At 67.1% G+C, this 12798-nt stretch carries 11 protein-coding genes; 5 read left to right on the forward strand and 6 right to left on the reverse strand.

All coding sequences use genetic code 11. The annotated features are described in order from the left end of the window. The first annotated feature begins 95 nt into the window (after window positions 1-95). Complete coding sequence (locus G8760_RS02345) at window positions 96-2078, forward strand: ABC1 kinase family protein (RefSeq protein WP_207781934.1); 1983 nt, start codon at window positions 96-98, stop codon at window positions 2076-2078. Window positions 2079-4303: 2225 nt separating this feature from the next. Here the strand turns inward: G8760_RS02345 and G8760_RS02350 are convergent. From G8760_RS02350 to rpsF, 6 genes are all read right to left on the reverse strand, one after another. Next, on the reverse strand, window positions 4304-4990 hold the full coding sequence (locus tag G8760_RS02350; protein ID WP_166346084.1) for a response regulator: 687 nt from the start codon (window positions 4988-4990) through the stop codon (window positions 4304-4306). Continuing rightward, window positions 4977-6341 carry a sensor histidine kinase gene (locus G8760_RS02355; protein ID WP_166346087.1) on the reverse strand — a complete coding sequence of 455 codons (1365 nt, stop codon included), beginning with the start codon at window positions 6339-6341 and terminating at the stop codon, window positions 4977-4979. The genes G8760_RS02350 and G8760_RS02355 overlap by 14 nt, the downstream gene beginning before the upstream one ends. A 159-nt stretch (window positions 6342-6500) precedes the next feature. Next, window positions 6501-6947: a 50S ribosomal protein L9 gene (gene rplI / locus G8760_RS02360; RefSeq protein WP_166346090.1), complete on the reverse strand. Its 447-nt coding sequence runs from the start codon at window positions 6945-6947 to the stop codon at window positions 6501-6503. A 14-nt stretch (window positions 6948-6961) separates the two neighbouring features. Beyond that, the gene (rpsR, locus tag G8760_RS02365; protein ID WP_166346093.1) at window positions 6962-7198 is read right to left on the reverse strand and encodes a 30S ribosomal protein S18; all 237 of its coding nucleotides are present in this window, start codon (window positions 7196-7198) and stop codon (window positions 6962-6964) included. A gap of 92 nt (window positions 7199-7290) precedes the next feature. Beyond that, window positions 7291-7806, reverse strand: coding sequence for a single-stranded DNA-binding protein (locus G8760_RS02370; RefSeq protein WP_166346096.1), 516 nt, complete (start codon window positions 7804-7806; stop codon window positions 7291-7293). Between the two features lie 62 nt (window positions 7807-7868). Further along, window positions 7869-8159 carry a 30S ribosomal protein S6 gene (gene rpsF / locus G8760_RS02375; protein WP_166346099.1) on the reverse strand — a complete coding sequence of 97 codons (291 nt, stop codon included), beginning with the start codon at window positions 8157-8159 and terminating at the stop codon, window positions 7869-7871. Window positions 8160-8442: 283 nt separating this feature from the next. Between rpsF and G8760_RS02380 the strand changes: the two genes are divergently transcribed. The 4 genes from G8760_RS02380 (at window position 8443) to G8760_RS02395 (ending at window position 12784) form a co-directional block, all read left to right on the forward strand. Then, complete coding sequence (locus G8760_RS02380) at window positions 8443-9720, forward strand: MFS transporter (RefSeq protein WP_207781935.1); 1278 nt, start codon at window positions 8443-8445, stop codon at window positions 9718-9720. Between the two features lie 10 nt (window positions 9721-9730). Next, complete coding sequence (locus G8760_RS02385) at window positions 9731-10522, forward strand: deoxyribonuclease IV (RefSeq protein ID WP_166346103.1); 792 nt, start codon at window positions 9731-9733, stop codon at window positions 10520-10522. Between the two features lie 87 nt (window positions 10523-10609). Further along, window positions 10610-11749 (forward strand): lipid II:glycine glycyltransferase FemX, encoded by a 1140-nt coding sequence (locus tag G8760_RS02390; RefSeq protein ID WP_166346106.1) that lies wholly within the window; start codon window positions 10610-10612, stop codon window positions 11747-11749. Window positions 11750-11752: 3 nt separating this feature from the next. Beyond that, window positions 11753-12784 (forward strand): alanine racemase, encoded by a 1032-nt coding sequence (locus tag G8760_RS02395; protein WP_166346111.1) that lies wholly within the window; start codon window positions 11753-11755, stop codon window positions 12782-12784. The last annotated feature ends 14 nt before the right edge of the window (window positions 12785-12798 follow it).

A 12798-nucleotide genomic window follows, 5' to 3' on the forward strand; every position in this document is an offset into this window, starting at 1 on the left:
TCGGACGTTGGTGCGCTTTCGTATCGGCGACCCCACCGAACACCATCGACGGTCCCGTGCCGGGACCGCCCCCGAGAGACCTGAACGGAGCGGGTGTGACGGATATCGTGACCCTTCCGTTCGTCGTCGTGTTCTCGATGATCGGCGCCCTGATCGCCGGGCTCGCCGCCCAACGGCTCCTCGGCATCCGGCTCGGCCCGGTGCGGCTGCTCGTCACCGGCGCGTTCGCCTTGGCCGTCGGTCCACTCATCATGCTCGGCATCATGCGGCCGCTCGGCCTACCAACGGACGACCACGATGCCATCCCCGAGGCCGCCGCCTTCTGGTTCCTGCTGCTGGCGGTCGTCTGCACGATCCTCGCCGCCATGGCGTTCATCGTCGTCATCGAGGCCTTCGCGCCGCTCGGGTCCATTCCACCTGCGCTCGTCTGGGGGCGCGGCCTACGTGGACGGATCAAGCGCGCCCGCAGATACTGGCAGATCATCGGCCTGGCGATCCGGCACGGGCTTGGTCCGTATATCCGGGGCGGACGCGACCGCGCACTCGCCGTGCCCAGCGGCCGCGCAGAGTTCGGCCGAGCCCTGGCCGCCACTCTCAACCGCGGCGGCGTCACGTTCGTGAAGATGGGCCAACTGCTGGCCACCCGCCGCGACGTGCTCTCCCCCGAGATCGTCTCCGAACTCAGCCGCCTCCAGGACGACGCCACGCCGGTGCCCTGGGCCGACATCGAGGCCGTCCTGCTTCAGGAGCTGGGGGGACCCATCGATGAAGTGTTCGCCAGTATCGACCCCGAACCCCTCGGAGCCGCCTCGGTCGGTCAGGTCCACGTAGCCCAGCTGCGCTCCGGCGACGAGGTGGTGGTGAAGATACAACGGCCCGGCATCCGGCCCGTCGTCGAACGCGACCTCGACATCGCCGGCCGACTGGCCGTCCGGCTGGAGGCTGGCACCCGCTGGGCGCGGGGAATGGGCCTGACGACCCTCGCCGACGGAATGGCGGCGGCCATCCGCGAAGAACTCGACTACCGGATCGAGGCGGAGAACATCCTGGCGGTGACCCACGCCCATCCCGCCGACAGCGACGTCCGGGTGCCCCACGTGTATCAGGAATTGTGCACGCCACGCGTGCTCGTCATGGAACGCCTGCGCGGTAGGTCGCTGCGCGAGGCCGGCCCCACCATCGAAGCCCTCGGCTTAGATCCGGCCACCATCGCCAGATCGCTGCTCGACGTGTTGTTCCGGCAGATCGTGGACTCCGGCGTTTTCCACGCCGACCCGCATGGCGGCAACGTGTTGATCCTCGACGACGGCCGGATCGGGTTGCTCGACTTCGGCTCGGTGGGGCGGCTCGACGGTTCGCTGCGCGAGGCGCTCCAACGTCTCCTGATGGGGGTCGACCACGGCGACCCGCTGGCCGTCACCGATGCCCTACTCGAGCTCGTCCCCCGTCCGGACGAGGTCGACGAACAACGGCTGGAGCGCGACCTCGGACGTTTCATGGCCCGCCACGTCAACGGCGCCGCATCGTCCGGGGTGCGGATGTTCGGCGACCTCTTCCGGATCGTGGCCAACCATGGCCTCGCCATTCCCCCCGAAGTCGCGGCGGTGTTCCGTACGCTTGGGACGGCCGAGGGCACACTCGTCGATCTCGCTCCCGGCTTCGATCTCGTCACCGAGACACGTGCCCTGGCCGGACAGTACATGAACGAACAGTTCGGGCCGGACCGGCTCAGGCAATCCGCCACCGAGGAGCTGACTGCTCTGCTGCCGGTGCTGCGTCGGCTCCCCCGCCGGATCGAACGCATCGCCAATGCCGCCGAACACGGCCGGCTCGGACTCAACGTTCGGCTGCTGGCCGACGAACGTGATCGCGCGGTGGTCACCGACCTCTTGCACGAGGTCCTCGTGGCCTTCCTCGCCGCTACCACCGGCGTCATGGCCGTTCTCCTACTCGGCACCAACGGTGGTCCGTCCGTGACTGATGCGGTCAGTCTCTTCGAGCTGATCGGATACAACCTGCTGGCCGTCAGCGCCATCCTGGCGTTGCGGGTGCTCGTGCGGGTGTTCCGCCGCTCCTGACCCCTCGGTGAACGCCGCCGGCGGGTGTTCGCCGTCCGACCGGCCACAGGTGTCGCACCCGCCCCGACGACGGAGGTAGTAGGCATACGTAGCCGCGGCCAGCGCCACGCCCCACAGAGGCCAGAGCAGGGCCGGACCGATAGCTGCCCAGTCGTCCGCGGACAGCGCCAGGGAGTCGTCCTCGAATCCGATCTTGATCAAGCTCATACCCGCGGAAACAACAACCACCGACACGAACGACGCCGGGATGACCGCCGCTTTGATCGGCACCGGCCGGCCGCGGAGCCCGATGACCCAACGCGGGAACACCTCACCCCAAGGCCGCACTAGTCCAATCGTCAGCGCCGCTCCGACCAGAGCGAACGTCCCGAGCCAGGCGCCGCCCCACAGCGACCCGTCCGCCGAGCCGTCGGCGAATACCTCGCTGTCGATCCCGAGCGGATATCCCGCCACCCAGACCCACCTGGTCACGGCGTAGATGGCGGGAATGGCGACCGCGATGCCGACGGCCCACCCGCCCCACCGCGCCGCGGCCGCCGGATGTGTCCACCTACGCCGCCTCATACCCCGGCCACAACTCACGCAGGCCCCCGATGTACGCCTGGCGAAGACCACCGTTGCCACTGCCCACAGGAATCCGCCCACGAGAACGGCCAGGTGGTTCAGATAGATCGGCCCGAGCGCCTCCATAAACGACTCACGCAGTTCGGCGTCGAACGGTGCGGCCACGAGCACCATAGGTAAATATCCGACTATCGCCAACACCCGACCGTCGGGCACCACAAGCAGCCAGCCGAGTGCCGTGAGTGTACCGATGACGATCAACGTCACTCGCCACCAGGCGCGCAACTGACTCCTGGCCAGATCGGCGCGGTTGTGCCGCCGGGCGGCCCGACCGACCGACGCCGCCTGGGCGGGAGACGGCCATCGGGCCATCAAGAAGGCCATGCCGGCACCAGCCAGGGCGGTCGCCGCGAACAGCGGAGCACCGACGTCGGCGGGCACGTTGTCCAGCATCGACAACGCACCGTCCGGATCGTTCTCGCCAAGCGGATAACCCCGTCCGGTGATCGTCCAGCCAAGCGCCAGCAGGCCGTACGCGAAAGACCAGGCCGCGACCGCGTACGTCACCCAGTGCAGGCGATGCGAGGAGCGTGGTGCGGAGTCGGCCGCCGGGGTGGTAGTCGTGTGCGCCATGTCGTTTAGCCTGCGCTTGGTGGCGGTTCGCGGAGATCCCCCGAGACCGTGAACCAACTCCCTCCTTCGGGGGACCCCCGGCCATCTCCCACCCCGTTGTGCACCTGATCTCCGTTTGTACACCTGATCGTCGCCACGAAACGATCTGTGAGTGTGGCGATGTCGGACCGGATGAGGGCAGATTCCCGGTGCTTCATCGTGCACTTCGCTACCGCCAGATGGTGTTAACGCCCGAATCTGGCCTTTAACCCCATCTGGCGGTAGCGAAGTCCGGGGCTGGGCCGCACCGTCATCGCAGTGAGGGACGCGTGATGCTTTGCCCGGGCCACAACAAGGACGCTTACTGCCCACATCCACCCCGGCACAAGGACGCTTACTGTCGCCAGGGCAACAACAAGGAGGCTTATTGCACACGGCAACGCGCCGTAAGGAACCTTGTTGCGGCCGTCCGAGGGGTGGGGGTCGCCACAACGTACGCGACGCCGACATCCGCGACACCGACACCGACGTCCGGCGACGGGTGTGGCGAACGCGACGGTGCGACGGATGCGCGGGCGATCAGATGCATGAACGGGTGTGGCGAACGCGACGGTGCGACGGATGCGCGGGCGATCAGATGTATGAACGGCCCCGCCGGGCCCGTTGGTGCATCTGATCGTCGAGCTGTCCGTATCTTGGTCGGCGCCGGACGCTGCTACCGCGGGTTGACCAGGAGCGTCGCCATAGCCCGTGCATCTGATCGTCGCCCCAGAAACGTCAGGCGTCCGAGCACAACGTGTGACGCCAACGGACGCGCGCTCCAGCACCTGATCGTCTCCAGTATGTGGAGACGATCAGGTGCAGAAAACGCCGCCGATGGCGCGGTCGTGCATCTGATCAGCTTCCGTCCACATAGTGGAGACGATCAGGTGCGCGACACGAGATGCGCGGGGGCCGCGGAGGCCACGGGGCCCGCTTCCTTCGCCTACCTGCTATCCCAGATCCGACCGAGGTGAGGACATTCACCGAGGATCAAGGACCGGGTGGCGTTACGGCATTGTGGGACGGACGAAGCCGGATTCATAGGCGGCGATAACCGCCTGCGTCCGGTCCCGGACTCCGAGTTTGGCGAGCACGTTGCCCACATGTGTCTTGACGGTCTCGACGCCGAGGTAGAGGTCGGCGGCGATCTCGAGGTTGGACTTGCCTGCGGCCATCAAACGCAATACCTCACCCTCACGCTCGGTGAGCCCGGACTCGGCCAAAGCGCCGGCGGTGTCGGCTGGACTCCGGCTGGCATGCCGCGCGGCCAGTTGCCGGATGGCATCCGGAAACAGCAGCGAGTCCCCCTTGACCACCAGCCGGATCGCCTGCACGATCTGATCCGGTGGAGTGCGTTTGAGCACGAATCCATGGGCACCGGCCTGAAGGGCGTCGTACACGTAATCATCGTTCTCGAATGTCGTAATCACGACGATTCGCGGCGGATTGGGGCGCGCCATCAACAGCCGAGTGGCTTGAATCCCGTCGACGGCCGGCATCCGGACGTCCATCAGCACAACATCCGGGCGTAGCCGCGCCGCCAGCGGCCCCACCTCCGCGCCGTCGCCCGCTTCGCCAACGACGGTGAGGTCGGGCCGCGCGTCGATGATCACCCGCAGACCCGCACGGACGAGTTCCTCGTCGTCTACGAGCAACACCGAGATGGGAGCACCATTCATGTCAGGTCCGTTCATCGTTGGCTCCCGGCAGGTGGGCCCGCACCACCCACACGTCGGCATCAGGTCCAGCGACGAAAGAACCGCCCAGGACGTTCACCCGTTCGCGCATACCCAGGAGCCCTCGGCCACCACCTGCCGGATTCTCCCACTGACCCGTGCTCTTCGTGCCGCCAGGCTGGCCATGATGTGCGACGTCGAGGGGGTTGATCATCTCGATGTCCACGCCATCGGCATCGCCCACGACGCGCAGCGTGACAGCCACCCCACCGGCATGCCGTAGCGCATTGGTGAGACCTTCCTGGGCGATGCGATACGCCTCCCGTGACGTCACCGCCGGCACTCGTGTGGCATCCACCTCGATCATGGCGTCGACCTCTAGTCCGGCCACCCGCATCTCGTCCACTAGGCGGCCGATGTCGTCCAACCTGCGCTGCGGTGTGATCTGCCGACGCTGACGGGCTGCGGTGGACACCGTCACCTCGGAGCGTCCGTCACCCTTGGTACGTCTGTCACCCTGGGCGGGCCCGTCGTGCACCGGGTCGTGCTCGCGCAGCAAGCCGAGGACATGATCAAGATCGTCCATAGCGGACCGCCCGGCGTCTTCGATGGCCTGTAGAGCACGCCGGACGAGTTCGGTATCGGAATCGAGGACCTGCCGGGCTGCCGCTGCCTGGAGAGTCGTGACCGTGAGGGCATGCCCGACGGAGTCGTGCAGTTCTCGGGCGAGCCGGTTGCGTTCGGTCAATCGCTGGGCTTCGGCTTCCAACGCCCGGATCTGCTCCAACGACGAGGGCTCGAGCAGCACTGGCGCCACCGTCGCCAGGACCCGCCCGGTGATGGAGACGACGTAGATCAGAGCGACGGTAAGACCGATCCCGACGATCACCGCTGGCACCCCGTCGAACAGGTGGAACGGCGCGAGGTCAACGTCGGCGAGCCAGCCGTCTTCGGCGCCGATACCCTTGGTGACCAGCATGGCGACCACTGGCGCCACGAAGAGCATCGCCAGCATTATTCCGCCACCGCAGATCAGGTGGAGTCCGTACCAGCTGGCACCGCGCCATCTGGTCTCCCAGGGCGGATTCCGTTCCGGCTCCGGAAGCGGCACATCCAGCAAGCTGCGGGCTGCGGCGATCTCCAGAGCACGTGTCACCGGTAGAAACGCGGGAATCGTGCCGATGGCGACCGTGACAGCAGCGAGCACAGCCACCGGAATCAACGGTGTCTCGGGGTCCGCGAACATCTGCACGAATCCGAACGCCAGCAGAACGTACGGCAGCAGGATCACGCCACCCAGCAGCAGGTGCACACCTCGGCGAAAGGTGGACCGGCTGACCAGCGGGGTCAGGATCCAGCGCAGGCTCACGTAGGTGATTGTTCCCTACATCGGCTCGTCGGCCGGTCAGGGCCGACGAACCGACATGGCTAAGAGGCCCGCGCCTCTAAGGTCCCGTGGACCAGACTGCATCGGATCCAGCCCGGTGGGCCAGGGCCGAGTCTGGTCGACAGGACCTCAGCGGTACCTTCAGGAGGCGACGATATTCAGCCGGACATCGGCCGACACCTCAGGGTGCAACCGGACGGTCACGGTGTGTTCGCCGATGGTCTTGATCGGCGAACCGACCTCGATTCGACGTTTGTCGACGTCCGGTCCGCCGGCCGAGACCACGGCCGAGACGATGTCGGCAGGTGTGATGGCGCCGAACAGTCGCCCGGTGTCGCCAGCCTTCGCGGCCAGCCGGATGGGGCTCTGCTCAAGCCGGGCTTTCACCGACCGGGCAGTGTCGAGGTCAGCGATCTCCCGAGTGGAGCGAGCCCGCTGGATTGTGTCGATCTGCTTCTGGCCACCCTTGGTCCACGGGATGGCATAGCCGCGCGGCACAAGGTAGTTACGGCCGTAGCCGTCCTTGACCTCCACGACGTCGCCAGCGGCACCGAGGCCGGAGACCTCCTGGGTGAGGATGAGCTTCATGTCTACAGCCTTCCTCAGCGAGCCGTCGAGGTGTACGGCAAGAGCGCAACCTCGCGGGCGTTCTTGATCGCGGTGGCGACGTCACGCTGGTGCCGCGTGCAGTTCCCGGTGACCCGGCGAGCCCGGATCTTGCCGCGATCGGAGATGTACTTGCGGAGCAGCGCCGTGTCTTTGTAGTCGACGTAGCCCGATTCGTCCTTACAGAACGCGCAGACTTTCTTCTTTGGCTTGCGCACTGCGGGATTGGCCATCGTGGTGCTCTCCCTTCGAAGAGCCCGGTCACCTCAGGTGGCGGACCGGGATGGGGTTGGTTCGGTCGGATAAGCGAGGCGGGTGCCTCGGGTCAGAACGGCGGCTCCTCAGCGGCGGCCGGAGCGTTGCTGGCCCAGGGGTCGTTGGCGGCCGGCTGGCCACCCTGACCCTGTGGTTGTCCTTGGCTGGCCCAGGGGTCAGCGCCGCCTTGCGGAGCTCCACCACCGAACCCGCCGCCCTGCCGCTGGGTCTTGGTGACCTTGGCGGTGGCGTACCGCAGGCTGGGACCGACCTCGTCGACGTCCATCTCGACAACCGTTCGTTTCTCGCCCTCGCGGGTTTCGAACGAGCGCTGCTTGAGCCGACCAGTGACGATCACCCGCATGCCTCGTTGTAGCGACTCGGCGGCGTTCTCCGCCACCTGCCGCCACACCGAGCAACGCATGAAGAGGGTCTCGCCGTCTTCCCAAGCGCCGGTCTGCCGGTTGAACGTGCGCGGTGTCGATGCGACCGTGAAGCTGGCCACTGCTGCACCGCTAGGCGTGAAGCGGAGCTCGGGGTCGTCGGTCAAGTTGCCGACAATGGTGATGACGGTCTCGCCTGCCATGTCTTGCTCCCTAGGTCGGGTAGGTCAGTTGCTTCGTCGAGGACACCGACCCGTGAGCCCGTTCAGTGCGCTTCTGGCCGGACGACCTTGGTGCGCAGGATGGTTTCCGACAGCCCGAGCTGGCGGTCTAGCTCAGCGACGGTGTCGGCTTCACAGGTGACGTCGAGCACCGCGTAGATGCCCTCGCTTTTCTTGTTGATCTCGTACGCGAGCTTGCGGCGGCCCCAGATGTCGACTTTCTCGACCGAGCCGCCAGCGTCGCGCACTACCCCGAGATACTGCTCGAGGGTCGGGCCGACGGTACGTTCCTCGGCCTCCGGGTCGAGGATCACCATGACCTCGTAGTGACGCATGCCGGTTCACCTCCTGTGGTCTTCGCGGCCGCGGTCTCTCCGCGGCAGGAGGGCGATGTCGTCCAGCCCGGGTATTGCCACCGTCGACGACAGTGATTCACCAGGCCGCGAGCAAGCGTACCAGCGAACCCCGTCATTGTTCGATTCGTTCGTCCACAGGCCGCGAATGATCACGTTCGGCGGGTTTGTCGGTGCCATACCATACCTTTTGGAGCTTCAGCCACCCGTCGACGTTCGAGGAACCCACCATCATGATCATCACCGTGATCATCCGGCCCCGCCGGTGACCGCGACGGACACTGTCGCGGCTATCCAACGCCGCACTCTCATCCTGCTCGTCACCGCTCAGATATTGGGCGGCCTCGGCATTGGCTCGGCCATCTCGGTCGGGGCCATCCTCGCGCTCCGCCTCTCCGGATCGGAACAGTGGTCCGGGCTGGCCGGCACCATGATCACCCTTGGCGCTGGCGCCATCGCCCTCCCGCTCTCCCGTCTGGCCGCCGCCCGCGGCCGCCGGGTGGGCCTCAGTCTGGGGTGGATCGTGGCTGGGTCCGGTGCGTTCGTCACCCTCATCGCGGCCACGGTGTCGTCATTCCCGCTGCTTCTTCTGGGCCTTCTGCTGATCGGATCAGGGACAGCCACCAACCTTCAGTCTCGCTACGCCGCCACCGACCTCGCCGAGCCCAGCAACCGGGCCCGCGACCTTTCGATCGTCGTCTGGTCGACCACCGTCGGTTCGGTGCTCGGCCCCAATCTCACCGGCCCCGGCGAGGTTGTCGCCGACTGGCTCTCCATCCCGCCCGTCGCTGGGCCATTCGTCTTCTCCGTCGTCGGGTTCGTGTTGGCCGCCGTAGTGATCGCCGGCTGGATGCGGCCCGACCCGTTGCGCCTGGCACACTCCCGACGACAGGCCGCCGTCGTCACCGCCGCCGCCACACCTCCCGCGCCTGGATCGGCACTCGCGATCATCCGGCGCCGCCCAGCCGCGCTGGTCGGGCTCAGTGCCATGGTGCTCAGCCAGGGAATCATGGTCGCGGTCATGACCATGACACCCGTGCACATGGACCATCACGGCGCCGAGCTCCGCATCGTTGGCCTGACCATCAGCCTCCACATCGCCGGCATGTACGCACTATCGCCGGTGGTCGGCTGGCTCGCGGACCGGCTCGGCCGCCGTCCCGTCATCGTGGCCGGACACATCATTCTGGTGGTCTCCGCCGTTCTCGCTGGAACCGCCGGCCACTCCACACCACAACTGATGGCCGGTCTGATCCTCCTCGGTCTCGGCTGGTCAGCCGGTCTCGTCGCCGGATCGACGCTGCTCACCGAGTCGGTGCCGGACGAAGCCCGGACCCGGGTACAGGGAACCTCGGACGTGTGTATGAGCCTCGTCGGTGCAGCTGGTGGTGGGATGTCCGGCGTGGTGCTGGGCGCGACGAGCTTCGGGGTGCTCAACGCCGTCGCGGCCATTCTGGTCGTGCCCACCCTCGTACTCATCGTCATCGAGGTCATGCGTCGACGGCGGCACCGCGACGACGTTCCTGTCGGTCCGGCGCGATAACGTTCGGCGCATGGTCGAGCTACGTATCGGTCCCCACGTCAAGCAGGACGATCCGATCGCCGCCGCGGTGGCCGTCGGCGCCAACGCCGTCCAGCTCTTCCTTGGCGACCCTCAGGGCTGGAAGGCACCCACCGTCTCGTATCCCGGCGGTGCTAGCGCATTGCGCCAGGCCGCTGCCGACGCCGACGTCGCGCTGTACGTCCACGCGCCGTATGTCCTCAACGTCGCCACCACCAACAACCGTATCCGCATCCCGAGCCGCAAGATCCTCCAACAACAGGTGGATCTCGCCGCCGAGATCGGGGCCCAAGGGCTGGTCATTCACGGCGGCCACGTCCTGAAGGACGACGCACCCGAGGTTGGCATCGACAACTGGCGCAAGTGTGCCGAGAGGCTCGACGCGAAAGTGCCGGTGCTCATCGAGAACACCGCTGGCGGAGACCACGCTATGGCGCGCACCCTCGAGCGCATGACCCAGCTGTGGGACGCGGTGGGTGAGCACGGCATGGGCTTCTGTTTCGACACCTGCCACGCCTTCTCGGCCGGCCTCGACCTAGCGGAAGCGGTCGACAAGATCATGGCGATCACTGGCCGTATCGACCTGGTCCATGCCAACGACAGCCGGGACGAGTTCAACTCCGGCGCAGATCGGCACGCCAACCTCGGCGAGGGCACCATCGGACTAGAGCCCATCGGGGAGGTCGTCCGTGCCGCGGGGGCACCCGTCATCCTCGAGACCCCGGGCGCGAAGAACGGCAACGCCGACGAGATCGGTGCGCTGCGGCGATACCTGGCGACTTAGCGGCGGCACCTCTGAGCGTCCGTGGCGCTGCATGGTGGCCGATCGTGCAACTCGGCTCCCGCCCTGCCCAACAGGTACGCTCGGGCCGTGACGAAAGCGCCAGCCCTCACCGTTCGGAAGATCACCCGCGAGGCCCATCTCGCCGCCATCGCCGACCGCCCGTCCGTCAGCTTCCTGCAAACGCCGGCCTGGGCGCAGGTCAAACGCGACTGGAAGGCCGAGTCGATCGGCTGGTTCGACGGCGACACCATCGTCGGTTGTGCTCTCGTCCTCTACCGGCAAGCCCCCAAGGTGCGCCGGTACCTGGCATACGTGCCGGAAGGTCCAGCCATCGACTGGGAGTCTGCCGCCAAGGACGGTGATCTCTCGCGCTGGCTGGAGCCACTCATCGCTCATGTCAAGGAGTACGGGGCGTTTGGGCTCCGAATGGGCCCGGGGGTCGTCGCTCGGATCTGGCAGAACACCACTCTCAAAGCGGCACTGGCCGACGGCACCGTCAAACGGTTGCGCGACGTTCCGGCGGACGAAACCACCGAGATCGGCGACGCCGTTGCCCGGCAGCTCCGAGACGCCGGGTGGCGACCACCGCCGGACGGCGACGGATTCGCGGCCGGACAACCCCGGTACGTCTTTCAGCTACCGCTGGACACCGACGCCGAGGACGACGTGCTGCGCGGCTTCAACCAGTTGTGGCGGCGCAACATCAAGAAGGCCGACAAGTCCGGGGTCGTCGTGTCGTACGGCGATGTCGACGACCTACCCGCATTTCACGAGCTCTACACCGAGACGGCCGGGCGCGATGGCTTCACGCCGCGCCCCCTGAGCTACTTCCGGGGTATGTGGGAGGCGATGCGCACCGAGTCACCGGACCGGCTGCGGCTATATCTGGCGCACCACGAAGGCGACCTCGTTGCCGCGACCACCATGGTCCGCGTTGGCACCCACGCGTGGTATTCGTACGGCGCGTCGTCGACGGCCAAGCGCGACGTCCGCGGGTCCAACGCGGTGCAGTGGCGGATGATCCGCGACGCTCTGGCCGACGGCTGCGACGTGTACGACCTGCGTGGCATCACCGACACACTGGACGAGGCCGACCCGCACGCCGGCCTGATCCGCTTCAAGCTGGGCACTGGTGGCCGGGCAGTGGAGTACGTGGGTGAGTGGGATCTCCCCATCTCGAAGCTTCTCTACAGTGCGTTCGATCTCTACATGAAGCGCCGGAGCTAACCTATGCCGCTGACCTTGCATGTCGACACCGCTCGTTGGCGCGATCATCTCCGCGCTTTCACCGAGTCCGCGACTCCCGACATCGTGCCGGTCGCGAAGGGCAATGGCTACGGATTCGGCAACGCCGTACTCGCCGCCGAGGCGGCTAAGCTAGGCACCTCCACGCTGGCGGTGGGGACGTACGAGGAGCTGCCCGACGTCGGCCCCGGGTTCGCCGGCGATCTGCTCGTCCTCACGCCGTGGCGGCCCTGGTCGGAAGCTCCGGCCGACGAGCACGTGATCCACACCGTCTCCCGGATCGCTGATCTCCAGGCACTGGTGGAACGGGGTGGCCGGCCGCGGGTGGTAGTGGAGATCATCACAAGCATGCGCCGCCACGGCATCGAGGCCGCACAGCTCGACTCCCTCGTCGAATTGTTGGCCGGTGTCCGGTTCGAGGGATTCGCTCTGCATCTGCCGCTCGCCGGCGATCACGCCGACGAGGCCCGCGTATTGGCGACCGCGGCGTTTGCTGCGGTGCCCGACGTACCCCGGCAGCTCTGGGTCAGTCATCTGGCCCCACCCACCGCGGCGACCCTGGCCAGCCAGGTAGGCGGCGAGGTCCGGCTCCGGGTCGGCTCGGCGTTGTGGCTTGGTGAACGTGGTGCGTTGCACGCCCGGGGCACCGTGCTCGACGTCCATGTGGTGCGCCGCGGGGAGCGTTATGGCTACCGGCAACGCCGGGCCCGGCGCGACGGCACACTGGTCGTCGTCGCGGGCGGCACGGCCCATGGCGTCGCGCTTGAGGCGCCGTCGCCGGCGGTGAGTGCACGCCAGCGCATGGTGTCGGTGGCCAAGGGTGGTCTGCAGGCGACTGGCCGGGTGCTGTCGCCGTTTCACGTGGCCGGCCAGCAGCGTTGGTTCGCTGAACCTCCACACATGCAGTGTTCGATGATCTGGCTACCGAGTGGGGTCACGCCGCCGGCACCGGGTGATGAACTCGACGTCGACGTCCGGTTCACGACGACCACATTCGATCGGATCGCCTGGTCTTAACCACCGAATGATCG

The sequence above is a fragment of the Phytoactinopolyspora limicola genome (assembly GCF_011320225.1).
GTDB lineage: Bacteria > Actinomycetota > Actinomycetes > Jiangellales > Jiangellaceae > Phytoactinopolyspora > Phytoactinopolyspora limicola.